22 protein-coding genes and 1 pseudogene are annotated in these 25,317 nt (G+C 60.6%); 15 read left to right on the top strand and 8 right to left on the bottom strand.

Translation table 11 applies throughout. From position 1 onward, the window contains the following. The first annotated feature begins 27 nt into the window (after window positions 1-27). The gene (locus ACZ1G7_RS14165) at window positions 28-189 is read left to right on the top strand and encodes a hypothetical protein (protein ID WP_472660032.1); all 162 of its coding nucleotides are present in this window, start codon (window positions 28-30) and stop codon (window positions 187-189) included. A gap of 148 nt (window positions 190-337) precedes the next feature. Then, window positions 338-595 (top strand): DUF6552 family protein, encoded by a 258-nt coding sequence (locus tag ACZ1G7_RS14160; protein WP_472660031.1) that lies wholly within the window; start codon window positions 338-340, stop codon window positions 593-595. Here the strand turns inward: ACZ1G7_RS14160 and ACZ1G7_RS14155 are convergent. From ACZ1G7_RS14155 to ACZ1G7_RS14145, 3 genes are all read right to left on the bottom strand, one after another. After that, window positions 592-936 (bottom strand): hypothetical protein, encoded by a 345-nt coding sequence (locus tag ACZ1G7_RS14155; RefSeq protein ID WP_472660030.1) that lies wholly within the window; start codon window positions 934-936, stop codon window positions 592-594. The two genes, ACZ1G7_RS14160 and ACZ1G7_RS14155, sit on opposite strands and share 4 nt — an antisense overlap. After that, window positions 936-1,487, bottom strand: a complete 552-nt coding sequence (locus ACZ1G7_RS14150; protein WP_472660029.1) for an ActR/PrrA/RegA family redox response regulator transcription factor — start codon at window positions 1,485-1,487, stop codon at window positions 936-938. The genes ACZ1G7_RS14155 and ACZ1G7_RS14150 overlap by 1 nt, the downstream gene beginning before the upstream one ends. Window positions 1,488-1,558: 71 nt before the next feature. Further along, window positions 1,559-2,185 carry an SCO family protein gene (locus ACZ1G7_RS14145; RefSeq protein WP_472660028.1) on the bottom strand — a complete coding sequence of 209 codons (627 nt, stop codon included), beginning with the start codon at window positions 2,183-2,185 and terminating at the stop codon, window positions 1,559-1,561. A 94-nt stretch (window positions 2,186-2,279) separates the two neighbouring features. Here ACZ1G7_RS14145 and regB point away from each other — a divergent pair, with 94 nt between their 5' ends. From regB to trxA, 8 genes and pseudogenes are all read left to right on the top strand, one after another. Then, window positions 2,280-3,677 carry a sensor histidine kinase RegB gene (gene regB / locus ACZ1G7_RS14140; protein WP_472660027.1) on the top strand — a complete coding sequence of 466 codons (1,398 nt, stop codon included), beginning with the start codon at window positions 2,280-2,282 and terminating at the stop codon, window positions 3,675-3,677. A 74-nt stretch (window positions 3,678-3,751) separates the two neighbouring features. Next, window positions 3,752-5,311 carry a PAS-domain containing protein gene (locus tag ACZ1G7_RS14135; protein ID WP_472663739.1) on the top strand — a complete coding sequence of 520 codons (1,560 nt, stop codon included), beginning with the start codon at window positions 3,752-3,754 and terminating at the stop codon, window positions 5,309-5,311. A gap of 42 nt (window positions 5,312-5,353) precedes the next feature. Further along, window positions 5,354-5,845: a tRNA (adenosine(37)-N6)-threonylcarbamoyltransferase complex ATPase subunit type 1 TsaE gene (gene tsaE, locus ACZ1G7_RS14130; RefSeq protein ID WP_472660026.1), complete on the top strand. Its 492-nt coding sequence runs from the start codon at window positions 5,354-5,356 to the stop codon at window positions 5,843-5,845. Beyond that, on the top strand, window positions 5,842-6,849 hold the full coding sequence (locus ACZ1G7_RS14125; protein ID WP_472660025.1) for an aminoglycoside phosphotransferase family protein: 1,008 nt from the start codon (window positions 5,842-5,844) through the stop codon (window positions 6,847-6,849). The genes tsaE and ACZ1G7_RS14125 overlap by 4 nt, the downstream gene beginning before the upstream one ends. Beyond that, a complete protein-coding gene (locus ACZ1G7_RS14120) occupies window positions 6,842-7,516 on the top strand; it encodes a nucleotidyltransferase family protein (protein ID WP_472660024.1) in 675 nt (224 codons plus the stop codon). The genes ACZ1G7_RS14125 and ACZ1G7_RS14120 overlap by 8 nt, the downstream gene beginning before the upstream one ends. Then, window positions 7,509-10,433 (top strand): double-strand break repair protein AddB, encoded by a 2,925-nt coding sequence (gene addB, locus ACZ1G7_RS14115; RefSeq protein WP_472660023.1) that lies wholly within the window; start codon window positions 7,509-7,511, stop codon window positions 10,431-10,433. The genes ACZ1G7_RS14120 and addB overlap by 8 nt, the downstream gene beginning before the upstream one ends. After that, window positions 10,426-13,793: pseudogene (gene addA, locus ACZ1G7_RS14110) on the top strand (double-strand break repair helicase AddA). Before addB ends, addA begins: the two are co-directional and overlap by 8 nt. A gap of 66 nt (window positions 13,794-13,859) precedes the next feature. Then, window positions 13,860-14,180 (top strand): thioredoxin, encoded by a 321-nt coding sequence (gene trxA / locus ACZ1G7_RS14105; RefSeq protein ID WP_472660022.1) that lies wholly within the window; start codon window positions 13,860-13,862, stop codon window positions 14,178-14,180. A 52-nt stretch (window positions 14,181-14,232) separates the two neighbouring features. Here trxA and ACZ1G7_RS14100 read toward each other — a convergent pair whose 3' ends face one another. From ACZ1G7_RS14100 to ACZ1G7_RS14090, 3 genes are all read right to left on the bottom strand, one after another. Then, entirely contained in the window at window positions 14,233-15,207 is a 975-nt protein-coding gene (locus ACZ1G7_RS14100) for an alkaline phosphatase D family protein (protein WP_472660021.1), read from the bottom strand. Between the two features lie 110 nt (window positions 15,208-15,317). Beyond that, window positions 15,318-16,628, bottom strand: a complete 1,311-nt coding sequence (locus ACZ1G7_RS14095; RefSeq protein ID WP_472660020.1) for an ammonium transporter — start codon at window positions 16,626-16,628, stop codon at window positions 15,318-15,320. A gap of 28 nt (window positions 16,629-16,656) precedes the next feature. Next, window positions 16,657-16,995, bottom strand: coding sequence for a P-II family nitrogen regulator (locus ACZ1G7_RS14090; RefSeq protein WP_472660019.1), 339 nt, complete (start codon window positions 16,993-16,995; stop codon window positions 16,657-16,659). 264 nt (window positions 16,996-17,259) lie between these two features. Here ACZ1G7_RS14090 and ACZ1G7_RS14085 point away from each other — a divergent pair, with 264 nt between their 5' ends. Then, window positions 17,260-19,422, top strand: a complete 2,163-nt coding sequence (locus tag ACZ1G7_RS14085; RefSeq protein ID WP_472660018.1) for a transglycosylase domain-containing protein — start codon at window positions 17,260-17,262, stop codon at window positions 19,420-19,422. Between the two features lie 2 nt (window positions 19,423-19,424). On the opposite strand, the gene ACZ1G7_RS14080 is transcribed toward ACZ1G7_RS14085, so the two are convergent. Further along, window positions 19,425-20,045 (bottom strand): MlaC/ttg2D family ABC transporter substrate-binding protein, encoded by a 621-nt coding sequence (locus ACZ1G7_RS14080; protein WP_472660017.1) that lies wholly within the window; start codon window positions 20,043-20,045, stop codon window positions 19,425-19,427. Beyond that, window positions 20,032-20,760 (bottom strand): MlaA family lipoprotein, encoded by a 729-nt coding sequence (locus ACZ1G7_RS14075; RefSeq protein WP_472660016.1) that lies wholly within the window; start codon window positions 20,758-20,760, stop codon window positions 20,032-20,034. The genes ACZ1G7_RS14080 and ACZ1G7_RS14075 overlap by 14 nt, the downstream gene beginning before the upstream one ends. Window positions 20,761-20,967: 207 nt before the next feature. Between ACZ1G7_RS14075 and ACZ1G7_RS14070 the strand changes: the two genes are divergently transcribed. From ACZ1G7_RS14070 to ACZ1G7_RS14055, 4 genes are all read left to right on the top strand, one after another. Continuing rightward, complete coding sequence (locus ACZ1G7_RS14070) at window positions 20,968-22,701, top strand: type I secretion system permease/ATPase (RefSeq protein ID WP_472660015.1); 1,734 nt, start codon at window positions 20,968-20,970, stop codon at window positions 22,699-22,701. After that, window positions 22,698-24,002 (top strand): HlyD family type I secretion periplasmic adaptor subunit, encoded by a 1,305-nt coding sequence (locus tag ACZ1G7_RS14065; RefSeq protein ID WP_472660014.1) that lies wholly within the window; start codon window positions 22,698-22,700, stop codon window positions 24,000-24,002. Before ACZ1G7_RS14070 ends, ACZ1G7_RS14065 begins: the two co-directional genes overlap by 4 nt. A 67-nt stretch (window positions 24,003-24,069) precedes the next feature. Further along, window positions 24,070-24,537, top strand: coding sequence for a RidA family protein (locus ACZ1G7_RS14060; RefSeq protein ID WP_472660013.1), 468 nt, complete (start codon window positions 24,070-24,072; stop codon window positions 24,535-24,537). Next, complete coding sequence (locus ACZ1G7_RS14055; RefSeq protein ID WP_472660012.1) at window positions 24,534-25,286, top strand: glycerophosphodiester phosphodiesterase family protein; 753 nt, start codon at window positions 24,534-24,536, stop codon at window positions 25,284-25,286. Before ACZ1G7_RS14060 ends, ACZ1G7_RS14055 begins: the two co-directional genes overlap by 4 nt. Window positions 25,287-25,317 lie beyond the last annotated feature (31 nt).

Below are 25,317 nucleotides of genomic sequence, written 5' to 3'. Positions count from 1 at the left end.
CAACGCAACATCAGAAAGGAGAAAGCCATGCTTTCAATCATCGCCGATGCCCTTATGACCGCAACCCGCCAGGATCAACGTCCATGGCGCCACCATGACAAGCATCACGCCGACCGGTTCATCCCGGAGGCGCGCAAGCGGGCCGACAGCGAGGCCCGCCGTCACAACCCCTATTCCTACTTCCAGTAATCAATCGAAGGAGGTTCATCATGACCCCGCAAATCTTGCGCGCCTTGTACGAAAAACAACAAAAGCCGCGACGTAAATCATCAAAAACGACCATTCTGTCCCCTCGCGCAAGCAAGGCAAACAGCATCGCCGGACCAAGGCGGTTCCTATGACCAGCACCGACACCATCCTCCCCGGTCTGGGCGAAAAAGAGCGTATCGCATTCGTCTTGAAATGGGTGGCCGCAGCGATCCAAATCCTGGGCTACGCCGCGACAGCCTTCGCCATCACGCCATGGAACATCTATCTGTTTCTGATCGGTGTGCTGGGCTGGTTCGTCGTAGGCCTGCTCTGGAACGACCGCGCCATCATACTGATCCACATCGTGGCGCTCGGGGCGATGATCGCAGGTCTGGCCAGCACCTAAGCTGGCGCGCAATCGCGCCCGGCACGCGCGGTGGTTCCGTCACTCTCCCGGCGGGACCACCCGACAAAATCACCACCGGCAAAGTGCAACACAATACCACCGTCAAAAGCGGCGTAACTGCCCCCTCGCAAGCAAGCGCCCTGCGAAACGGGGCCAGAGCCCAGCAGCTTTTCCATGGCGAAAACCGCGGAATGATCCGTCCGGCCAAAATCTATGCGCTGCGGGCGGCCTAAAAGCTGGACACCACCGGCGTCCAAAGAAAACGGGATCGTGGGCACCGGCGGCGCGACCGTGCCACATGCGGACAACGCCAGAGCACAAAAACCCGCGAAAGCGCGCATCAGCGCGGGCTGCGCTTGGCCAAAATGCGCTGCAAAGTCCGACGGTGCATGTTCAATCTGCGCGCGGTCTCAGATACGTTGCGGTCACACAGCTCATAGACCCGTTGAATATGCTCCCACCGCACGCGATCAGCCGACATCGGGTTCTCAGGCGGCGGCGGCAGCTCGTCATCGCCTGCAAGTAGCGCGTTGGTCACATCATTGGCGTCGGCAGGTTTCGAAAGATAGTCCGTCGCGCCGATTTTCACCGCGGCCACAGCCGTCGCAATCGCGCCGTAACCAGTCAAAACCACGATCCGCGCATCCGGGCGTCGGGCGCGCAGCACTTCCACCACGTCCAGCCCATTGCCATCTTCCAGCCGAAGATCGACAACCGCGTAGGCTGGTGGGCGCGCAGTCGCGACAGCCTTTCCGGCAGCCACGCTTTCAACAGCCTCAGGTTCAAACCCGCGTTTTTCCATGGCCCGCGCCAAACGGCGCAAAAAGGGTTCGTCGTCATCAACAATCAGCAGCGAGCGGTCATCACCAATTTTGTCCAGCAATTCGGCCATAGGACATCTTTCCGATTAAGTTCCGTGTTGGACAGTAGGTAGCACCATCTGCCAGCCGGTCAAACCACCCATCAAGACGCGGCCTGCGCGTAGCAGGCCACCGTCGCGGCCATATCTTCCGGCAACGCGTCGCGGCGGAAGAAATCTACAAACCCGTGTTCGGGCAACACCAGATAGGTAAACGTGGAATGATCCACGAGGTAGTCATCCCCACCCCCGGCCTGCCGCCGGTAGAAAGTGCGATACGCTTGGCTGGCGGCTTTCACCTGCTCAGGCGATCCCGTCAGTCCGATCATCTTGGGGTGCATGACATCAGCAAATTCGGCCACCACCTCTGGCGTGTCCCGTTCCGGATCGACCGAGATAAACACTGGTGTCGCGTCAATGCCCCGCTGCGCCAAAGCGTCCACCGCCTCGCCGTTGCGATACACATCCAACGGGCACACGTCCGGACAATAGGTGTACCCAAAGTAAATCAGGCTTGGCTCGGTTATCACATCCGTATCCGTCACGGTCTCACCCGCGCCCGACACCAACGTGAACGGCCCGCCAATGTCGCCGCCCGCGACGGCGCCTTGGGTGCATTGTGCAAACTGATCATCGTCGTCGCCTGAGCCTTTGATCATCGTGTAGCCGAAAACCCCAGCAAGCATCACCACCAGTAGCCCTGCCGCCACCCAAACCAGTTTCTTGTCCATGCCGTTTCCTTTTCACGCCGATTTGCCACGTTGATCCGCCATTCGGCCTCCAGTATCAATCAGCCATGTTGACGCTGCCAATCACAATCCGCTGATGCTGTTCAGCACCCCCGCCATCGGGCAGTATTCCGCGCGCAACGGCATCGTTCGGCTGCGCACGCTCATCATTCTCAGGTGGCTCGCAATCTTGGGGCAGGGCGGCACGATCTTTGTCGCCAGTCAGGTGCTCAGGCTCGACATACCGTTGGGGGCCTGCATGCTGGCTGTTGGTGCGTCCGTCATTTCAAACATCGTCACAATCGCCATTTTCCCCGAAAACCGCCGCCTGTCGGAGCGTGAGGTCTCGCTGACATTGCTGTTCGACCTCACCCAGCTTGCGTTTTTGGTGTTCCTGACCGGCGGGCTGAACAACCCGTTTGCGCTGCTGATCCTCGCCCCCATCACCGTCTCGGCGATGACCCTACGCAGCAAGTCGGCCTTGCTGATTTGCGGGCTGGCCGTGGTTTTGGTCAGCGTGCTGGCCCGCTACTACGTGCCACTGCGAACCGAACAGGGCGCCATCCTCGAAATGCCGCTGGTCTTTTTGGCAGGCTTCTGGGTCGCGATCATGATCGGCATCGTGTTTCTGGCAATTTATGCAGGGCGGGTCACGTCAGAAACCCACGCGATGAGCCAAGCCCTGCTGGCCACCCAAATGGCCCTCGCGCGTGAACAAAAGCTAACCGATCTGGGCGGGGTGGTCGCCGCTGCAGCGCATGAGCTGGGCACGCCGCTCGCCACCATCAAGCTGACCAGTGCTGAGCTGATGGAAGAGCTTGAAGACAGCCCTGACCTGAAAGAAGACGCCGCCCTGATCCGCGAACAGGCCGACCGATGCCGCGACATCCTCCATTCGATGGGCCGGGCGGGCAAAGACGATCTGCACTTGCGCAACGTGCCGCTCAGCGCGCTACTCGAAGACGCCGCCGAGCCGCATCTCGACCGCGGCAAACAGGTCGCCTTCGACTACACCATGCCAGAGGATGACGACGCCCATATGCCATTGGTGACCCGCAAACCCGAGGTCATACACGGGCTGCGCAACCTGATCCAAAACGCCGTCGATTTCGCTGATCAACGGGTGTGGATCGACGCAAGCTGGTCGCAGGACCGCATCACGATCCGCGTCATAGATGACGGGCGCGGCTACCCGGTCGATCTGCTCGGGCGCATCGGCGATCCTTTCATAAGGCGGCGCAAACGCAACAAGGACGTAGCGCAGAGGCCGGAATATGAAGGCATGGGGTTGGGGCTGTTCATCGCCAAAACCCTGCTGGAACGCACCGGCGCCGAGGTGCAATTCGCCAATGCCACAACAGGGTCCGTGGCCGGCGCACAACCCGGCCGCACCGGCGCGATTGCACAGGTCAGCTGGCCCGCATCAGCGATTTTAGCCGACACCCAAACCGGGCACTCAAAGGGTCTCGGGGAAAACACACAAATCCAGATTTAACGCACCATTAACCGAGTTGTGGAATCTTGCCAGCGTTTCGCTGATCATTCCCAAAGGATGTGCCTGTGCCCGCAATGCTGCTCTCGCCCTATTTGGCCGTATTCCTAGCTGGCTTGGCCTTGGGCGCCATCGCCTGCTTTTCGACGCGAATGACACGCAAGACATCACAAGGTCACAACACTGGCGAACCTGAACCGCAGGAAATGGTGTTTGACGGCGACCAGTTGGTCAGCGCCTCCGCCTCCGCCCGGATCGCCCTGTCGCCGGAAGACCTCGAAGACGGACCTCTGCCCCGCCTTGTCCAGCGGCTGGGTGAGCTGTTCCCGCAATTCACCCTCGCATTTGATGCTGCCCGCAAAGAAAGCGCACAGTTCGAGCTGATGGAAACCTCGACCTCCGGGGTGATCAAGGTCGCGGTCGATTGCGACGGCCCGCGCGCCGCGTTCAAAATCACCGGGCTGCCCGATCTGCTGGCCAGCCGGGTGTTGCTCGACCGCGCCGTGTCAGAGGCCAATGAACACGAATTGGCTGTGCTGCGCGGTACTGTGTCCACCTCGCCGTCGATCATCTGGCGCGAAACCCGCATGGGCGAAATTGACTGGGTCAATTCAGCCTATATTGCGCTGGTCGAACAGGCCGATGAAACACCGCAAACCGGCTGGCCCCCACGCCGCCTGTTTGAAGGTGCCTCCATCACTGCACTGGGCGAGTCCCCGCACCCCCGCCGCTCCCCCATCACGCTGGCCGACGGCACCACCCATTGGTACGACGTCACCAGCTTCGGCCATGGCAACAGCACGCTGCATTACGCCACCGACACCAGCAAAACGGTCCAGGCCGAAGAGGCGTTGCGCAATTTTATGCAGACCCTGACGCAAACCTTCGCCGCATTGCCCATTGGCCTCGCTATTTTCGACCGCACGCGGCAGTTGCAACTGTTCAACCCCGCCCTGATGGACCTCACCACGCTTGAACCCGAATGGCTTGCCGCACGCCCAACGCTCTATGATTTCGTCAACCGAATGCGCGAAAAGCGGATGTTGCCAGAACGCAAGGATTTCAAGGACTGGCGCGCCAAGATCAATGAGCTCGACAAGCTCGCCGTCGACGGCACCTATGCCGAAACATGGGTTCTACCCACCGGCCAGACCTACAAAGTCACCGGCAGGCCGCACCCGGAAGGCGCCGTCGCGTTTCTGATCGAAGATATCTCGGCTGAAATTTCACTCACCCGCAAATTCCGCCGTGAGCTAGAGCTGAGCCAATCGCTCATCGACAACCTTCCCGATTCCATCGCTGTGTTCGACGCAGACGGCAACATGGTCCTGTCGAATGAAGCCTATTGCGCGCTTTGGGACGTCGACCCCGAACTTGTCATTGGCCAGGCCAGCATCGTTGAGGCCACACGCCAATGGCAGAGCAAGAGCCTGCCAACGCCGCTTTGGGGCGATATCCGTGAATTTGTCGGCCACGCCGGCGACAGGGCCGAATGGTTTGGCTCCGTCGATCTTGAAGACGGGCGCCAATTGGCGTGCCGCCTGATGCCGCTTGCGGGCGGCGCGACCTTGGCCAGTTTCGCCGATATGACCGCCACCGCTGAGCCGCTGCGCGAGGTTGCTGGCGCCACGCTCTGATCTTGCCTTGCGAGCGCTGCGTGTTGGCGTAAAACTGCGCCAATGGACCGCGCGCTTAACTTTGACCTCTCGCTTGACGATCTGCCCGCGACCGATGCGCTCGCTGCAGCGCTTGCCGACATTGCGCATCCGGGCCTTGTCATCTTGCTCGATGGTCCCGTCGGTGCCGGCAAAACCACCCTCGCGCGCAAGACCATCCAAACATTGCTGGCGGCCTGTGATCTTTATGAAGACGTCCCATCCCCGACCTTCACCATTGTACAAACATATATGGCCGACACGTTGGAGATCTGGCACGCAGACCTCTACCGCCTGACCGCCACCGACGAACTGGTGGAATTGGGCCTCGACACAGCCTTTGACGACGCGTTTTGCCTGATTGAATGGCCCGACCGGCTGGGCCAAAGCGCGCCCGAACATCTCTCCATTGATCTCAGCTACGCCGACGCGGAAGACGCCAGACACGCGCGCATTTCAGCAACCCATGGCGCGCAAGACGATTTGGCAAGCTTGCGCCAAAGGCTCGCTGCATGACGGATCGCAAAGCCCAAATTGCGACCTTCCTGACACTGTCGGGCTGGGGCAACGCCCGACGCCATACCCTCGCAGGCGATGCGTCAAACCGCAGGTATGACCGGCTCGAAAAACCAAACGGCAGCTGCGCCGTGTTCATGGACGCCCCTCCGGACAAAGGGGAGGATACGACCCCTTTCATCCAGATCGCAGAATACCTGCGCCGCAACGATTTAAACGCGCCCGAAATCTACGCCCGCGACACGCAAAACGGGTTCCTGTTGATCGAAGATTTAGGCGACGATCTCTTCGCACGGGTCCTCCAAGACGCGCCCGAAAATGAGCCCACGCTGTATCTCGCAGCCACCGACGCCCTGCTGCATTTGCACGCGCAAAACCCGCCAGACATCCCCGGCTACGGCCCGGTTGAAATGGCGCAAGCCGCCTGCCTCGCCTTGGATTGGTACGCAAAATTTGCGGGCCAACCGGTCAGAGAAGATACGCGCCAGACCTTTGAAACCCTCGTCAAAGATGCCCTCAACTCAGTGTTTACGGACAAAAGCGTCACCGTGCTGCGCGACTACCACGCCGAAAACCTGATCTGGCTCCCGGATCGCACCGGCCTTGAACGCGTCGGTCTGCTCGACTTTCAAGACGCGATGTTGGGCCATCCGGCCTATGATCTCGCCTCCCTTCTGCAAGACGCGCGCCGCGACGTGGGCACCGAAGCGCAAGAGATCTGTATCACACACTATGTTCAGAAAACCGGCACTGACGCGGACACCTTTGAGCGAGCCTTCGCAACTTGTAGTGCCCAGCGCAATCTGCGGATCATTGGCGTTTTCACACGGCTGTGCGTGCGCGACGGCAAGCAAAGCTACCCAGACCTTTTGCTGCGCGTCTGGCGCAATCTCTTGCAGGACCTGAACCACCCCAGCCTGACACCACTCGGCACATGGGTCCGTCAAAGCCTGCCAGCGCCCACCCCGGAAATCATCGCGCGCATCAAGGCCGCGCATGTCTAAGCGCGACATCATGATCTTCGGCGCGGGTTTTGGTACCCGTATGGCGCCGCTGACCAACACCCAGCCAAAGCCCTTGATCAAGGTCGCGGGCAAGGCGCTGATTGACCACGCCATCAACCAAGCGCGCGACGTTGCAGGAACAATCCACGTAAACGCCCATCACCGCGCAGACCAACTCGCGCAGCATTTGCCGACGGAAATAACGCTGCACCGCGAAGAACCAGACATACTCGACACAGGTGGCGGCCTGAAAGCCGCGCTTCCGCAAATGCAGGGCGACAGCCTGTTTACCCTCAATTCCGACGCCATTTTTGCGGGTCCCAACCCGCTGCACCTGCTGCAGCAGGCATGGCGTGACGACATGGACGCGCTCTTGCTGCTGGTCCCGCTGGGGCGCTGCGTCGGGTACACGCGCGAGGGCAATTTCAGCATGCGTGACGACACCACGCTGCTGCGCGACAGCGCGGGCGACGTCTATACCGGCGCGCAAATCATCCGCCACGACGTGATCAGGGAGGTGCCGGACACAGTGTTCTCCCTTACCACCGTTTGGAAAAACCTGCTCGATCGGAAAACCGCCTTCGGGCTGCGCTATCCCGGCCGCTGGGCCGATGTCGGCACCCCCGCGGGCATCAAGCTCGCTGAAGACATGCTGCGCGATGTTTGATCCCTGCGACCACCCGCGCGTCTTCGGCCTGCCCATCGGTGTCGACTTCCCGCAAGCGCTGGTCGCCGGGCTCAAGCACCGATTGAAAGATCACCCGCCCGAGGCCATGGCCCGTGTCGAGATTTACGTCAACACCAGCCGCATGCAGCGCCGTATCCGTCAACTGTTCAACGCAGACGGCGCGTATTTGCTGCCGCAGGTCAAGCTTGTGACTTCGCTGCACGCCGACCCTGCCCTTGATCTGCCACAACCCGTTGACGGCCTCGCGCGTCGGTTGCAGCTGGCCCAGCTGACCCAAAAGCTGATCGACAGCGATGCCAGCCTCGCCGCGCGCGACGCCGCCTTTGATCTGGCCGACAGCCTCGCCGACCTGTTGGAAGAAATGCAGGGCGAAGGCGTCACGGCAGATGACATCGCCAAAGTCGACGTCGAAAATCACTCTGCCCATTGGTTGCGCAGCCAAAAATTCATCGCTCTGGTGCAGGATTTTCTGGGGCTCGACGCGCCCCCGGATACAGAACGCCTCCAACGTGATGCGGTCGAACGTCTCGCATCAATCTGGCAAGCGAAACCGCCCGTGCACCCAATTTTGGTCGCGGGCTCCACCGGCTCGCGCGGTACCACCCGCGCGTTCATGCGCGCGGTTGCGCAGCTGCCCCAAGGCGCGCTGCTATTGCCCGGCTTTGACAACGACATGCCGCAAGCCGTCTGGGACCAGCTCGGCGGGAAACACCCGCACGAAGATCACCCGCAATTTCGCTATTTCGCCCTGATGCAGGAACTGGGCCTCACCCTGCGCCAGATCCAGACTTGGTCAGACGCCAAGCCGCTCCATCCCGGACGCAACGCGCTGACCTCCCTTGCGCTGCGCCCCGCGCCCGTCACCGATGCGTGGCGCGACGAAGGCCCAAAACTCGGGGCGCTGTCCGAGGCTGTTGAAACGCTGACACTGCTGGAGGCCCCGACCCAACGGCTCGAAGTTCTCACAATCGCCCTGCGCCTGCGCGAGGCCGTCGAAAACCGCGAAACCGCCGCGCTCATCACCACCGACCAAACCTTGGCCCGCCGCGTCAAAGCCGCCCTGACCGCGTGGAGCATTGAACCCAATGACAGCGCCGGGGCGCGGCTGGACTTGTCGCCACCGGGTCGGCTGTTGCGCCTCAGCGCCGCCATGATCGGCAAACCGGTTGAACCCACCGCCCTACTGGCGCTTCTCAAGCACCCGCTGATCTATGCCGACGACCGCCGCGCCCATCTGGCGCGCACGCGGTCACTGGAAATGACCCTGTTGCGCGGCGCAGGCCCCGTGATCAACCGCGCCGAAACCACCCGTTGGGCGGAGGATCGCGAGCCTGAAGACCCCGGCAGCATCGCGTGGAACACGTGGCTTTGGGACTGTCTCGACGCGCTTGCAAGCAGTCAAACGACTGCGCTTGAAACACTCGGCACGATGCACGCCGAACAAGCCCTGCGCCTGACCAAAGGCCCCGAAAATGGAACGCCGCACCTGTGGCTCAAAACGGCGGGCGAAGCCGCGCAAACCCTGATGCGCAAGCTGCAAGACGCCGCCGCCTCCGCCGGTCCGCACAGCGCTTCAGACTACGCCGCCCTCATCGCCAAGCTCCTAGCCCGCGAAGAGGTGCGGGAACCCTTCTTCACACATCCCGACATCATGGTCTGGGGCACGCTCGAAGCCCGCGTTCAGGGCGCCGGCCTGGTGATCCTTGCGGGCTTGAACGACGGCACGTGGCCGCAACTGCCCGATCCCGATCCGTGGCTAAACCGGCAAATGCGCAAAGACGCGGGCCTGCGTCTGCCGGAAGCGCGCGTCGGCCTGTCTGCTCATGATTTCCAGCAAGCCATAGCAGCGGGTGAGGTTTGGCTAACCCGCGCCACCCGCGATGCGGAGGCCGAAACCGTGCCCTCCCGCTGGATAAATCGCCTGTCCAACCTGATGCAGGGCCTGCCAGATGGCGGGCAACAGGCCTATGCCGAGATGCAGGCGCGTGGCAAAAAATGGCTCGATCTCGCGCGGGCCTATGAGGCACCGCGCATCAAATTGTCGCCAGCTCCGCGCCCGTCCCCGCAACCACCACTTAGCACGCGCCCGAAGGAGCTGTGGGTCACCCATATCGAAACCCTGATCCGCGACCCTTACGCCGTCTACGCGCGCCACATCCTGAAGCTGAAGCCGCTCAAACCCCTGCAGGCCACGCCGGATGCCGCCCTGCGCGGCGACGTCATCCACAAGATCCTGCAAGCCTTCATTGCGGAGCATCCAGACACTCTCCCCGACAATGCAGAGACCCTGTTCGCAGCCCGCGCCCAGCAGTTTTTCGACCGCCATATCAGCTGGCCCGCCACCCGCAGCTTCTGGATGTCCAAGCTGCGCCGCGCGATCCCGTGGTTCATCCAGACAGAACGCGCCCGCCGCGCCCTTGCCGCACCAACCGCGTTTGAGGCGGATGGCACGCGAACCAGCGCACAGCTCGATTTTCAGCTCAATGGCCGCGCCGACCGCATTGACCGCGACGAGGCGGGTGCGCTGGTGCTCTACGACTACAAAACCGGGCAGCTGCCCAGCGACAAGGTACAAAAGCACTTCAACAAACAGCTGCCGCTGCTCAGCGCGCTCGACTACGAAGGCTTCAAAAACGCCCCCGTCAAACAGGTCAGCTATATCGGCCTCGGCGCTAGCCCGGCGGAAATAGCCCTACCAACCGATCCTAACGAACAAGCGGAAACTTGGGCCCAACTCGAAGCGCTCATTGCCGAATACACGGACCTTGAAAAAGGCTACACCTCCCGCCGCGCGGTGTATGAGGAACGCTGGTCGCAAGATTACGACCTCCTCGCGCGCTGGGGCGAATGGGACCGCACCGATGAGCCGCAGCCGCAAAAGGTATCGCATGGTTGACGACGCCACCCGCGCCCAGATCGACGCCGCAGCGCCCCAACGCTCCACATGGCTATCGGCCAATGCGGGGTCCGGCAAAACGCGCGTGCTCACCGACCGCGTGGCGCTGCTGTTGCTGCAAGGCACCCAGCCGCAGCACATCCTGTGCCTGACCTACACCAAGGCCGCCGCCTCCGAGATGCAGAACCGGCTGTTCAAACGCCTCGGCGCTTGGGCAATGATGGATGACGATGCGCTGACCCAAAGCCTGCTCGATCTTGGCGTGGCGCGCGGCGAATTGAACAGCGACACGCTGCGCAAGGCCCGCGTGCTGTTCGCCAAAGCGATTGAGACGCCAGGCGGCCTCAAAATCCAGACGATCCACTCGTTTTGCGCAGCACTCCTGCGCCGCTTCCCGTTAGAGGCGCAGGTTTCCCCCGCCTTTACCGAGATGGACGACCGCGCAGGCACCCAATTGCGCGCCGAAGTCCTCGATCAAATGGCTGCAACTGACCCAGATGCGCTGGACGCGTTTACGGCGCATTTCACAGGCGAAGACCCCGATGCGTTGCTGTCGGAAATAATCCGCAATCGCAATCACTTCGCAACGCCGCGCGAAGATACCGCCCTGCGACAGGCCTTCGGTCTGCACCCCGAAACCACAGCCGAAACGCTGCTCGCCACCGTGTTCACCGGTACTGAGGCTGACCTCATCGCCACCATCCTGCCCGCGCTTGAAGCCGGAAAAGACAGCGATCAAAAACTGGCGCGCGCGCTCGCCCGGCTGGATCTCAGCGACCCCAATCTAAACACCTTGGCGGTACTGGAAACCCTGTTCCTCTCCGGCGCCAAAACCAAGACCCCGCATCGGCCCAAAAGCTTCCCTCCCACAAAGCCAGTCGCCCAATCCATGGGCCCCGCCTTTGACGCGTTCAATGACTGGCGCACCCGCACAGCCGATGCCCGCGACACCCGCCTCGCGCTGCAATCCTACGCCCGCACCAAAGCGCTCAATGCCTTTGCCCAGCCCTTTCTGGCCCGCATCGAGGCCGCCAAATTGCAACGTGGATGGCTCGATTTTGACGACCTGATCCGCAAAGCCCGCGACCTGCTGACGGACCCTTCGGTCGCCGCTTGGGTGCTGTTCCGGCTCGATGGCGGCATTGACCACATCTTGGTCGACGAAGCGCAGGACACGGCGCCGATGCAATGGGACGTGATCCGCCTGCTGTCAGAAGAATTCTTCACCGGCCAAGGCGCGCGTGACACGCAGCGCACGATCTTTGTGGTCGGCGACAAAAAGCAATCGATCTATTCCTTCCAAGGCGCCGACCCGGCGGAATTCGACCGGATGCGCGCCTATTTCGCGCAGCGCCACGCTGAGGCCGAAACAGCCTTCGCCGCGCGTGAGCTGCTCTATTCCTTCCGCTCCGCCGCGCCCATCTTGCAGCTCGTCGACACTGTCTTCACCGATGATCTGCGCCGCGGCATGGGCGCGCCGCTCGATCACCGTGCCTTCCGCGCAACCCTGCCCGGCCGCGTCGACCTCTGGCCATGGGTGGAGGGTGAGGAAACCCCCGAAGAAAAGGACTGGTTCGACCCGGTCGATACTGTCGGCCAGGATCACCCCTCCGTCCAGCTGGCGCGCAAAATCGCCGAACATATCCGGTACCAGATCACGCATGGGCAAATTACCCAAGCAGTGCGCAAAGACGGCCAGGACCAGCTCGAAACCCGCCGCCTGAAAGCCGGTGACTTTCTGATCCTGGTGCAGTCACGCTCTGCACAGGGCGGGTTGTTCCATGAAATCATCCGCGCCTGCAAAACCCTTGGCCTGCCCATGGCCGGCGCCGACCGCCTGCGCATCGGCGCAGAGCTCGGCGTGCGCGATCTGGTCTCGCTGCTGTCGTTTCTCGAAACCCCGCAAGACGATCTTGCCCTGGCGGAGGTCATCCGCTCCCCCTCGGCAACCTGTCGGAGCAAGACCTGTTCACCCTCGCCCACGGTCGCGACGGGACCCTTTGGGACCGGCTCGACGCGCGCGCGACCGATTTCCCCGACCTGCACGCGATGCTTCTCGATCTGCGCGACAAAGCGGATTTCATGCGCCCTTACGACCTGCTCGAACGCGCGCTGACACAGCATCACGGGCGCACCCGTTTGCTGGCGCGCCTCGGCACAGAGGCCGAAGACGGCATCGCCGCATTGCTCGATCAAGCGCTCGACTACGAACAATCGGAAGCGCCCACGCTCACCGGGTTTCTCAGTTGGCTCGCCACCGATGACGTCACCATCAAGCGTCAGGTCGACAGCGCCGGTGACGTTATCCGCGTCATGACGGTGCATGGCGCCAAGGGTCTGGAAGCCCCGATTGTGATCCTGCCGCAAACCGGCGCCACGACCACGACGATCCGCGACGACATCTTGCAAGGCGCGCATGGCCCGATCTGGAAATCCAAATCCGCTGACGCGACGGAGCAGCAGATCGCCGTCACAGACGCGATGAAGCAGCTCGACGCACAGGAAAACATGCGCTTGCTCTACGTCGCCCTCACCCGCGCAGAAAGCCAGCTGATCATCTGCGGCGCGGGCAAGCAACCCGTCAAAGGCGACAGCTGGTACGAGATCGTGGAACGCGGCCTGAAAGCCGCGGGCGCAGAACCCACCACGGACCTCGCCCTGCACCTGTCAAACGGCGATTGGCCCGCGACCATCGACGCGGCGCAAGCCGAAAAAGCGCAAACCACGCCGGACCTGCCGGTCTGGGTCACTGGGCTCGCGCCGCCCCCAGTCGCGAAGCTTGATCCTTTGGCGCCGTCCGATCTTGGCGGTGCCAAGGTGATGCCCGGCCCGCCCGATACCCTGACAGAAGCGCAGGCCAAAGCGCGCGGAACCATCATTCACAGCCTGCTCGAACATCTGGCCAATTGCCCGCCAGAAGACCGCGCGCCGCGCGCCGCGCGTCTCTTGCAGGGCTACGAAAACCCTTTGGCCGAAGACCTCGCAGCCTACGCCATCCGCGTCATCGACTCTGCCGAGCTCGCCCCCGTCTTCGACCCCAGCGCATTGGTCGAGGTCAGCCTGACCGCTACCTTGCCGGAGCTGAACGGGCGGCGCGTCGCGGGCGCGATCGACCGACTCATCGTCAATGATGACACCGTCCGGGCCATCGACTTCAAATCCAACCGCGACGTTCCCGCCCGCGCGCAAGACGTGCCCGAAGGCGTCCTGCGCCAATTGGGGGCTTACGAAGCGGCGCTGTCGCAAATCTACCCCGACAAACGCATTGAGACCGCGATTCTATGGACACAAACCGCCACGCTCATGCCGCTCACGCACGAGATCGTGAGGCAAGCCCTCCTACGTGCCCATATATCTTGACGCGGGCCCCAGCGCTTCATAGGTATCTTACCCAATCAACTCTTTTTCTCCCGGAGGGAATCTCTCATGGCCACTGTATCCGTGACCGACGACACTTTTGATGCTGAAGTCCGCCAATCCGACGTCCCCGTGGTCGTTGATTTTTGGGCGGAATGGTGTGGCCCCTGTAAGCAGATCGGCCCCTCGCTCGAAGAACTTTCCGCCGAATACGAAGGCAAGGTCAAAATTGTCAAAGTAAACGTCGATGAAAACCCCAACTCGCCCGCTCAAATGGGCGTGCGCGGTATCCCGGCGCTGTTCATGTTCAAAGATGGCGAAGTCGTCTCCAACAAGACCGGCGCGGCGCCGAAGGGTGTTTTGCAAGGCTGGATCGACGAAAACGTCTGATCCCGGCACATAGATTGAAAAGCCCCGGCGACGCGCTCGACCGGGGCTTTTTTTATGCCTTCTGCACACCGGTGATCGGGAACACCTCTTCGATTAGGCCGTAATCGGTCACCCCAAAGGTAAACCGCGCGCGGTCGGGGAATATCTCCAGCAACCCGAAATTATCCGTGTCCTCCCGCCCGTCGGGAAAATCCTCAGACACGCGTCGTCCCCGCGTCTGCGCCACACCAGATGAAATACCTTCAACAAACCCTACATGCCGCACATAGGCGTTTCGATGGATATCACCCGACAGAAAAATCGGATTCGGGCAGGTTTTGAACCGCGCCTCAAATTCCGGGTAGAACCGTCGGTAGTGCGAAATATCCTCGCCCAATTGGTTGCTGGACCCGATGGTCGAACCGCAACACACCACCGTCGCCAAAACTGCGTCATCCTGTGCGCGTTGCAGCTGTCCCCAGAGCCACGCTTCCTGCGCCTCTCCCAGAAACTGTGCAGACGCACCGACCTCGCGAATGTCCTGACGGTAAAACCGCCCGTCCAGCATGATGACCAAAACGCCGTTCAGCATATAGCTGCAATAGATCTCGCCCGGTTCCTGTGTCAGCTGGTCGGCGCGTACTCCACGCGGGCTGAGATGGCTCAGAAACTGCAACCGCGCTTCTTGCCGCCGTTCCAACCCCGTCGCGCCGATTTGGCGCCCTTCAATACTGTCGCCCACCGCGTTATTGGGCCCGATATCGTGATCATCCCAAGTGGCCAGCGTCGGGCATCGGTCAATGGCGTAGCGAAACTCAGGATCGTTCAGGCGGGTGCGATACTTTTCCGCCATGTCGTCAATATGCCAGCCAGTATTTTTGGCATAGATATTGTCACCCAGCAGCAGCAGCAAATCCGGCTGTCGCGCCGCGATCCAGCGCCACATCGGCTGCTCAGTGCGCCGGGGTGAACAACAGGACACAAAGATGATCTTCGCCAGTGGCTCTGGCTCAAATTCGCCCAATAGTGGATTGGTCAAAGCGGTCATCCGGCACTGCTGTCATTGCCCCGAGGATAACGCGCCCACCCAGCTTTAAAAGCAAAAAGCCCGGGCCATTTCTGGTCCGGGCTAAGTGTCAAAGGCTCAAAAGGGAGATATCAGCCTTTGGAAAACTCCGGGTATGCTTCCATCCCCAGCTCGGCCATATCTAGGCCTTGGATTTCATCTTCTTCGCTGACGCGGATGCCCATGATAGCTTTCAGGATGAACCAGACGATCAGGGAGGCGACGAAGGTAAAGATACCGTAAGCTAGGATACCCACGATCTGTGTGCCCAGCGACGCATCGGAGTTGTAGAAAACAACCGCGATGGTGCCCCAGATGCCTGCGAACAGGTGAACAGGGATCGCGCCAACAACATCGTCAAGCTTGAACTTGTCCAGCATTGGGATCGTGAAGACCACGATGATACCACCGACAGCACCGATCCAAAGCGCGCCAAACAATGTTGGGGCCAGAGGCTCAGCTGTGATGGACACCAGACCAGCCAAAGCACCGTTCAGGACCATGGTCAGATCAGGCTTCTTGTACATCACCTGAGACAGGATCAGCGCAGTGACAGCACCGGCAGCAGCAGCCATGTTGGTGTTGGCAAAGATGCGCGACACGTCAGAGACATCGCCCACAGTGCCCATCGCCAGCTGCGAACCGCCGTTAAAGCCGAACCAGCCGAGCCACAGGATGAACGTCCCCAAAGTCGCCAGCGCAAGGTTGGAACCCGGCATTGGGTTGACCCGGCCGTCTTTGTATTTGCCCAAACGTGGGCCCAAGACGATTACACCAGCCAAAGCAGCCCAGCCACCGACGGAGTGCACAACTGTCGAACCAGCGAAGTCAGAGAAGCCCATTTCAGACAACCAGCCGCCGCCCCACTGCCAGGACCCGGAAATCGGGTACATCAGGCCAGTCAGAATGACGACGAATATCAGGAAGGGCCACAGCTTGATCCGCTCGGCAACAGCACCCGACACGATCGACGCGGTCGCGGCAACAAACACCAACTGGAAGAAGAAGTCCGACCCGACAGAGGCGTAATCAAGCGCCGCATCGGCAGCCGCAACGCCCACAGGGTCCAGAACGGTCTGGCCACCAATGGCGAAGTAGCCGTTAAAGTCGCCCGGATACATCGTGTTGAAGCCAACCAGCCAGTACATGATGGCCGCGATGGAAAATAGCGCGATGTTCTTGGTCATTTGCATGGTCACGTTCTTGGAACGCACCAAGCCGCCTTCCAGCATGGCAAACCCAGCAGCCATGAAGAAGACAAGGAAACCCGCCATGCAGAACAGCAGGGTTGTCATGATATAGGGGCCGATCTCGTCGAAGCTTGGCGCCGCATCTTGCGCGACCGCAAGGCTTGGCACCAAGACGGCAGCGGCCGCGATTGGAAGAATTTTGTTGAGTGTCATGTTACGAATTTCCCTCGAGTGCAGGCGCTTACAGCGCTTCGTCATTGGTTTCGCCGGTCCGTACGCGCACCGCTTGGGCCACATCGAGGACGAAAATCTTGCCGTCGCCGATTTTGTCGGTCTTGGCGGTGGTGGCGATCGTTTCGACCACTTGGTCGGCCATTGCATCGGCAACGACGATCTCCAATTTTACCTTTGGCACGAAATTCACGGCGTATTCCGCGCCGCGGTAAATCTCTGTGTGACCAGACTGCGAGCCGAAGCCCTTTATCTCAGTCACCATCATTCCGCGCACGCCGATGGTGGTCAGCGCCTCGCGGACCTCCTCCAGCTTGAATGGTTTGATTGCAGCAATAATCAGTTTCACTGTTCTTCCCTTCGAAAAGCCCCTCGCTAGGGCGGGCGATGGGGTAACAAACAGCCTGATCACGGAAGGTTTCAACGGAATCACCGCCGGTTTTTGGTGAATCGGCGGGCGTTTCACATATTATTTGCACAATTATTAGTCATTGCCTATTTTTTAGGCATTCAATGTTTTAACTTTGATGAATATTCCCCCTAACCCCGCAGCATTCCTCCCTGTATCTTTAAGACAAAAGAAACAGACTCGTACGAGCAGCAGGTTCAGCACATGAGCAATTCAGGTCGACGCAAGCCCACCTTGGTCGCGGATAAGCGCTATACAAAGCCCGCCAAAAAACCCGCTGCACCGAAGCGGAAAAAACCGGCTGCGCGCAAGAAAGCCAAGAAACGCGGCATTATTGGCCTGATCTTTGCGCCATTCGTTTTCCTGTTCCGTCTGATCTGGTTGATCACATGGCGCGCCGCCGCCGTGGCGGCCCTGATCCTGCTAGCCGCCGTTGGCTACACCTACACAACGCTGCCCGATCTTGAGGCCTTGCTAGACGGCAGAAGCCGCGGCTCCGTCACGCTGCTCGACAATGAAGACGTCGTCTTCGCGTGGCGCGGCGATCAGTTTGGCGGCGCGATCTCAGCCACATCCGTCGCACCGGCCCTGAAAAACGCGGTCGTCGCCACCGAGGATAAGCGCTTCTACCGCCATCTCGGCGTCTCCCCGCGCGGCATCGCATCCGCCATGCGCATTAACATGCGCGAAGGCCGCAAACCCTGGCAGGGCAATGGCGGCTCTACGATCACGCAGCAAACCGCCAAGCTGCTGTGTCTGGGCGTTCCATATGATCCCGAAACATGGGCCACGGAAACCGCCTATGAGGCCGATTGCCGCCGCACCACCCTTGCGCGCAAGGGAAAGGAGGCGATCTACGCCCTCGCGATGGAAGCCAAATACACCAAGGACGAAATCCTGTCGGTCTACATGAACCGCGCCTATTTGGGCGGCGGCGCCCGTGGATTTGAAGCAGCCTCCCAGCTCTATTTTGGCAAAGGCGCGGCGCAGGTTTCCGTGCCCGAAAGCGCGATGATGGCAGGGCTTTTGAAAGCCCCATCGACCTACGCGCCGACCGCCAATCTGAAGCGCGCCCGCGACCGCGCCGCGACGGTCCTGCGCCTGATGCGCGAACAAGGCTATATCACCTCCGCTGACGAAGCCGCCGCAAATGCAGCGCCTGCAGGCTTGTCGAAAGCCGCCAAAGCCCGCGCCGGCGGGTTCTTCGTCGATTGGGTCATGAACACCGCGCCCGACTTCCTGACGCGCGACACCACGGAAGACGTCATCATCCATTCGACCTTCGACAACCGGCTGCAAACGGCCGCCGAGGACGCATTGGACTACGTATTTGAGACCAAGGTCAGCGAAGGCTCCAAAGCGCAGGCCGCCATCGTTATCATGTCCGCCGACGGCGCCGTGCGTGCCATGGTCGGCGGTCGCGAAAAGGTCACCGGCGGGTTCAACCGCGCGACAGATGCCAAACGCCAGACCGGCTCCGCGTTCAAGCCCTTCGTCTATGCCGCCGCGATGGACCGGGGCTTTCAATATGACAGCACGGTCGAAGACGCCCCGATCACAATCGACATCCCGGGCTCAGGGCCCTATTCGCCCAAAAACTACGAACGCGACTTCAAGGGCCTGATGACCCTGACCGATGCGCTGCGCCTGTCGATCAACACGGTCGCCGTCTCCGTGTCGGAGGCCGTGGGCCGCGAAAACGTGCGTGATGTCGCCACCCGCTTCGGCATCGACAACAAGCTCGCCGATGGCCCTGCTTTGGCGCTTGGTGCCTCTGAAAGCACGCTGTTGGAAATGACCGGCGCCTATGCGGGCATCCTCAATGGCGGCAACGCCGTCACGCCCTACGGGCTGACCGAACTGCGTCTCAAGGGCGACAACCAGCCGCTCATGGGCAAGGAAGGCGGCATCGGGGAACGCGTGATCTCACCCCAGGCCGCGCAGCAGCTGACCTATATGATGTACCGCGTCGTCTCCGACGGCACCGGCGGGCGGGCACGGCTCAGCGACCGTGAGGTCGCGGGAAAAACCGGCACAACAAGTGCCGCCAAAGACGCTTGGTTCATCGGTTTCACCGCGCAATATGTCGTGGGTGTCTGGATGGGCTATGATGACAATACGCCGCTCAAAGGCGTCACCGGCGGCGGGCTTCCGGCAGATATCTGGCGCGAAACCATGCTCCGCGTCACCGAAGGTGAACCAGCCCAACCATTGCCGATGACCCGCCCCGCACAGCCACCACGCGTCAAACCCATTGTGCCGCAAGGCGGGCGGACGGTCGTTGGCGGCGGCAACCGCCAGCAACCCCGCCCCGACTCGGTTGAAGATGCGCTGATCGGCGTGCTCCGCAGTATATTTGGGAATTAGGTCTAGCCAGCCTTACGCAGATCAGCCGTCAACCGGGACACAGACCCGCCACGCCGATCCAGCATCGCGCCAATCTCGGCGCGCTCCGATGTCAGCGTGTTGATCCCCTCAATAATGATGTTGGAAATCTTGGCTGAACCGCTCCGGTCCGAAACCAACCACGTCACGCTGAACGGGGATTGCCCACGCAGCTTGGCGGTCGTGTCGACCTGCACATCGCCCTTCACCGGGCGCGAGCCATTCACCGTGATCTCACCGCCAACAAATTCGTTGAACCGCTTGCCGTATTTGCGGGTGAAATACCCACGGAACGCTTTGACATAGGCATCCACCTCCGATTTGGTGGCTGTCCGCCGCGCCGTGCCCAGCGTCACCAAGGCGATGAAATACACATCTGCGTAGCGGTTAAACACCCGCTCGAAATCGCGGATCATCGCGTTTTGCGACTTACCCGACGCAATAATTTTGTTGATGTCGCTCACGGCGGAGGTCACGAGCCGTTCGGCCTGCCCGCCGGTCACAGCCAAAGCAGGGGTAGATGCAAGTGCCGCGCCTGCGGCAACGCCCAACGTAAAGTGGCGCCGGTTGATCAAAGTACGGTTCATCATATCATTGCGATCCATAAATATCATCATAGAGGTCGGAATAGTCCAAATCCTGCTCCCCAGATAATTTGAAGCGGCGGTTTTGCAAGTAGAGCAGACGCGCTTGTGAATAGCTGTCAGCGCTCTCGTAGAGCACTTCATCCACTAGCTCGCGAAATTCGTAACGGTCATCGACCTTCGCCAAAACCCCTGCGCCGGTCGCCGCAACGCGGTCCGTCCCGCCAAAGACGGTGTTGAACGGGTTGGTGATCGTATCAACCACTTTGCCGGCCGCCGCACGCGCCGTGCTTGGGCCCAAAACCGGCAATTCCAGGTAATTTCCTTCCTTCACGCCCCATGTATACAGCGTCTCGCCAAAGTCGCTGGGCTTTTCGGGGATCCCCGCCTCGGTCGCCACATCGATCGTACCAGCCAGACCAAAGGTCGCGTTCACCAAGAATCGGAACGTGTTGCTGCCCGCATCCGCGATGCGGAATTGCAGCAGGTCATTCAAGATCGTGCTCGGCAATCCAAGCGTTTCTGCCACATTGCTGATCGCTTTGCGCGCAGGCGTCGGCGTGGTTTTGCCGTAAGCATTGGCGACTGGGCGAACTATCGCGCGGTCCAACCCCCGGTTGAATGCATGCGTCTTGCGGTTTTCCGCCTCAAAAGGGTCATCAATGCCCGTTTCGCGCGGCGCAGGCGCGCAGGCCGTCAGCGCCAACGATGCGCCCAAAACAGCCAAAACAACCAAGTTTTTTACCTTAAAATCAAAAGAATAACGCAACTGAGACCTCAATCCACAAACATTAGAATCCAATTAATTCGGTTTTAGTCCCACGCGGCCCAAAGCGCCAGAGTGGCTATTCTTTGCTTATCTTTGCATCTGGTAGCGCTTTGATAAGACTTCATCCCGATGATGTACCAGCGTTTTGTGACGCACACAATTAAGGCGAGGCACTTGCGACAACACCCTTTGCATTCGGGCCGCATTGAATTGACGGCGGCGCGGCGCGAAAGCCGCCATTTGTTCTGGACCGCCTTTCTGTTCAGCGTCTTCGTCAACCTGCTGATGCTCACCGGGCCACTCTACATGCTGTCGGTTTATGACCGGGTCCTGGGCAGCCGGTCGGAGGAAACATTGATCGCGCTGTCGCTGCTGGTGGTGTTTCTCTATGCGATGATGGGCGTCTTGGATTATGCGCGCGGGCGCATCATGGCGCGGGTTGGCGCACGGTTCCAAGACAGACTTGATCGACGCGTATTCTCAGCCATGCTCCAAAAATCGACGCGCGTTGGTCAGCAAGATAACAGAACCGGGCTGCGCGACCTCGAAGCCGTCCAATCCTTCCTCGGCTCCCCCGCATTGCTGGCCTTTTTCGACATTCCCTGGACACCGGTATTTCTGGCCGCGATCTTCATTTTTCACCCCATGCTCGGCTATCTGGCAGTCGGCGGCGGCGCCGTTCTGATCCTGCTCACCTTGATCAACCAACGCATCACGCGCCAACCGCAACTGGACGCAAGCCTGAACGCGATGCAGGCCAACCGGCTCAGCGATGACATCATGACCCAGCCTGAGATCATTCAAGGCCTCGGCATGCGGGAAGCCAGCTTCAACCGCTGGCAAACAATCCGCCAAAAGGCGCTGAGCAGTTCGTTGTCGCGCAATGACCGCTCCGGTTCGATCACATCCTTGACCAAATCGCTGCGGCTATTCTTGCAATCAGCCATGTTGGGTTTAGGCGCATTTTTGGTTCTGCGCGGCCAACTGACACCCGGCGCAATGATCGCAGGCTCCATCCTGCTGGGCCGCGCCTTGGCCCCGGTTGAGCTGGCCATAGGGCAATGGGGATTGGTGCAACGCGCCCAACTGGGCTGGCAAAGTCTCACAGCCCTGCTGTCAGAAGTGGCAGAAATGCCCGCTCGCACCCCATTGCCACGCCCCAAGGCAAAACTTGTGGCTGATCAGGTTACGATCATTCCACCGGGCGAAAAACAAGCCACTTTGCGGATGCTCAGCTTTGATCTAGATCCCGGCCAAGCGCTGGGCGTCATTGGCCCGTCGGGCGCCGGGAAATCGACTTTGGCGCGCGCGCTGATCGGCGTCTGGCACATCGCTGGCGGGAAAATCCGCATCGATGGCGCCGCGATTGATCAATATGACCCCGATGTGCTGGGCCAGCATGTTGGGTATTTGCCCCAGAAAGTGACGCTTTTTGATGGCACGATTGGCGAAAACATCGCACGTCTGGACCCGCAAGCAGACCCCGCCAAGATTGTTGAAGCCGCCAAAAAAGCCGCCGCGCATGAGCTGATTTTGCGCCAGCCCCAAGGCTATGACACGCCCTATTCGGCAACAAATGGTAGGCTATCAGGCGGCGAAATGCAGCGTATTGGACTGGCCCGCGCGTTGTTTGGCGATCCCGTCATCGTGGTGCTGGATGAACCCAACGCCAATCTCGACAATGAGGGCTCGAACGCGCTCAACGCCGCCATTCGCCAGATGAAAGAGGAAGGTCGCTCGGTGATCATCATGGCCCACCGCCCCTCCGCCATTCGCGAATGTGAAATGCTTCTGGTCCTTGAAAACGGTATGCGCCGCGCCTTCGGCGCACGCGACGACGTGCTCAAAACCACGGTACAAAATCACAAAACCATCGCACGCAAAGCGGCACCAGGCGGGATCACATGAACGTATCAGCAACAAAATGGTCCGCCAAACTGCCGGCGACAATCGGGCTTTTCGCCGTGGTCATCCTGCTCGCCGGTTTCGGAAGCTGGGGTGTCATGGCCAATATCGCGGGCGCAATCATCGCCTCTGGCCGGATCGAGGTCGAACAAAACCGCCAGATCGTCCAACACCCTGATGGGGGCGTCGTCGCCCAAGTGATGGTGACCGAAGGCGCGCAAGTGAAAAGCGGCACCCCGCTAATCGTGCTGGAGGGGCGTCAACTGCGCTCCCAGCTCAATGTGGTCGAAGCGCAGCTGTTCGAAATCCTCGCACGCATCGGCCGGTTGCAGGCTGAACGTGACGGTACATCAGCGATCACACTACATCCCATCCTGGCCGAGGCCCGTCAGGGTCACTCTGAGCTGACCAAACTGATCGACGGGCAAGAACGCCTGTTCCGCAAACGGGTTCAGGCCAACAATCAGGCGCTGGATCAGCTGTCCAAACGCAAAGCCCAGATTGCCAATCAGATCGACGGTATCGATGCGCAACAAGACGCGATGCAATCGCAACTCGATCTCTTGGCGCAAGAGCTGATCTCGCAACAAGACCTGCTCGACAAGGGTCTCGCACAAGCCGGGCGCGTGCTGGCCTTGCGCCGTGAAGAGGCCGGGTTGCGCGGCCGATTGGGTGAGCTGACCGCCTTGAAGGCTGAAAATGAAGGCCGAATAACAGAATCTGATCTCGAAATCCTGCGCCTGCGCACCCAGCGCGAAGAAGACGCAATCACACAGCTTCGCGACCTTGAAGCTCGCGCATCCGAACTGCTGGAACAGCGCCTGTCGCTCGAAGATCAACTGTCGCGTTTGGTGATCACGGCGCCAGTCTCAGGCCTCGTGTTCGGTCTGACGGTCTTTGCCGAGCGCGCCGTCATCCGCCCCGCCGATCCGCTTCTCTATATCGTCCCCCAAGATCGCCCTCTGGTGATCACCGGTCAGATCGATCCCGTTCATATCGACGAGGTTTATCTGGGTCAGGACGTCACGCTGCATTTCACCACCTTTGACGCGCGCACCACGCCGGAGGTATTCGGCACGGTCAGCACAATCTCGGGTGATGTGTTCACCGATCAAACCAGCGGGCAGGCCTATTACCGCGTCGAAATGGTCCTGAACGCGGGCGAAATTGACCGGCTTGGCGCAGTTTCGCTGGTGCCCGGCATGCCTGTCGATGCGTTCATCCAAACCGGCAACCGCGCGCCGATTGCCTATCTGATCAAACCGCTCACCGATTATTTCAAAAAGGCCTTCCGGGAGACCTAATCGCGGTTGCCCCTCAAAAGCCTTGCAAGTAGCGTCAGCGCAAACTGATCACTTGCAGGAGCGGACCATGCCCGGACAATTCGAAACAAAACTGGCAGAACTTGGCATCACATTGCCCGACGCCCCGGCGCCTGCCGCCAATTACGTCCCCTTTACCCGGGTCGACAACACGCTCTTCGTCTCCGGCCAGATCTCGAACGGCTCGGACGGTTTGGTTCAAGGCGTCGTCGGCGACACGATGAGCGTCGAAGAAGGTGCAGCGGCAGCGCGGCTCTGCGGCATCAGCTTACTGGCCCAGGTCAAAGCGGCATGCGACGGCGATCTCGACCGGTTGGAGCGCGTGATCAAACTGACCGGTTTCGTCAACTCCACGAAGGATTTCACGGACCAACCCAAGGTGATCAATGGCTGTTCGGACTTCCTTGTTGAAGCTTTGGGCGACGCAGGGCGCCATTCGCGTTCCGCCGTCAGCGCCGGGGCGCTACCATTGGGCGTCGCCGTTGAAATCGAAGGCATCTTTCTGCTGAAGTCTTGACGCTACCAGACGCTTTCCTCAACCGGCCTATTGCGCATCGCGGCCTGCATGACCGCGCGCGCGGGATCGTTGAAAACTCCCGCGACGCCTTTGCCGCCGCTATTGCGCAGGGCTATGGCATCGAATGCGACCTGCAATTGTCGCATGACCATGAGGCGATGGTTTTTCATGACTATGACATGGCGCGGCTGACCGGGCGCCGCGGCCCGATCCAAACCCGCAGCGCCGCTGATTTGCGCGACACCCAGCTCACCAACAGCACCAATATGATCGAACCGCTGGGCGCGATTCTGGCCCAGGTCGCGGGCCGTGTACCATTGCTGATCGAGCTGAAAGACCAAGACGGCGCCATGGGCGACAACATCGGCCCATTGGAAGAACGCACCGCGCAAGCGCTGCGCGGCTATGACGGCCCCGTCGCCCTGATGTCGTTCAACCCGCACACGACCAAACGGATGAAACAGCTTTGCCCGGACCTGCCCTGCGGTATCGTGACCTGCGGCTATGATCGCAATGATTGGCCCTTGCCACGGGCAACGCGCGACCGGCTGCGTGACATCCCAGATTACGAAGAGAGCGGCGCCTGTTTCATCTCGCATCAGGCCGAGGACTTGGAACGCCCGCGCGTGGCAGAGCTGAAGGCGCAAGGTGCACGCGTCTTGTGCTGGACGATCCGGTCGCAGACCCAGGCGGATGCCGCGATGGAAATTGCCGACAACATCACCTTCGAGGGCTTCCAACCCACTTGACCTGCCCACGTGGAAAGCCATCTCAAAAGGA

It is taken from the genome of Litoreibacter sp. JB4-2, from assembly GCF_055693445.1.
The sequence above is the reverse complement of the archived record's forward strand: the minus strand, read 5'-3'. Positions and strand labels throughout refer to the sequence as shown.

Coding starts and splice junctions, on each gene's coding strand:
- regB (WP_472660027.1), top strand. CDS start 2,280: ATGCTGTTCAGCACCCCCGCCATCGGGCAGTATTCCGCGCGCAACGGC.
- ACZ1G7_RS14120 (WP_472660024.1), top strand. CDS start 6,842: ATGTCTAAGCGCGACATCATGATCTTCGGCGCGGGTTTTGGTACCCGT.
- ACZ1G7_RS14100 (WP_472660021.1), bottom strand. CDS start 15,207: ATGACCGCTTTGACCAATCCACTATTGGGCGAATTTGAGCCAGAGCCA.
- ACZ1G7_RS14165 (WP_472660032.1), top strand. CDS start 28: ATGCTTTCAATCATCGCCGATGCCCTTATGACCGCAACCCGCCAGGAT.
- ACZ1G7_RS14145 (WP_472660028.1), bottom strand. CDS start 2,185: ATGGACAAGAAACTGGTTTGGGTGGCGGCAGGGCTACTGGTGGTGATG.
- ACZ1G7_RS14060 (WP_472660013.1), top strand. CDS start 24,070: ATGCCCGGACAATTCGAAACAAAACTGGCAGAACTTGGCATCACATTG.
- ACZ1G7_RS14150 (WP_472660029.1), bottom strand. CDS start 1,487: ATGGCCGAATTGCTGGACAAAATTGGTGATGACCGCTCGCTGCTGATT.
- ACZ1G7_RS14135 (WP_472663739.1), top strand. CDS start 3,752: ATGCTGCTCTCGCCCTATTTGGCCGTATTCCTAGCTGGCTTGGCCTTG.
- ACZ1G7_RS14125 (WP_472660025.1), top strand. CDS start 5,842: ATGACGGATCGCAAAGCCCAAATTGCGACCTTCCTGACACTGTCGGGC.
- ACZ1G7_RS14065 (WP_472660014.1), top strand. CDS start 22,698: ATGAACGTATCAGCAACAAAATGGTCCGCCAAACTGCCGGCGACAATC.
- ACZ1G7_RS14155 (WP_472660030.1), bottom strand. CDS start 936: ATGCGCGCTTTCGCGGGTTTTTGTGCTCTGGCGTTGTCCGCATGTGGC.
- ACZ1G7_RS14160 (WP_472660031.1), top strand. CDS start 338: ATGACCAGCACCGACACCATCCTCCCCGGTCTGGGCGAAAAAGAGCGT.
- trxA (WP_472660022.1), top strand. CDS start 13,860: ATGGCCACTGTATCCGTGACCGACGACACTTTTGATGCTGAAGTCCGC.
- ACZ1G7_RS14085 (WP_472660018.1), top strand. CDS start 17,260: ATGAGCAATTCAGGTCGACGCAAGCCCACCTTGGTCGCGGATAAGCGC.
- addB (WP_472660023.1), top strand. CDS start 7,509: ATGTTTGATCCCTGCGACCACCCGCGCGTCTTCGGCCTGCCCATCGGT.
- ACZ1G7_RS14080 (WP_472660017.1), bottom strand. CDS start 20,045: ATGGATCGCAATGATATGATGAACCGTACTTTGATCAACCGGCGCCAC.
- ACZ1G7_RS14095 (WP_472660020.1), bottom strand. CDS start 16,628: ATGACACTCAACAAAATTCTTCCAATCGCGGCCGCTGCCGTCTTGGTG.
- tsaE (WP_472660026.1), top strand. CDS start 5,354: ATGGACCGCGCGCTTAACTTTGACCTCTCGCTTGACGATCTGCCCGCG.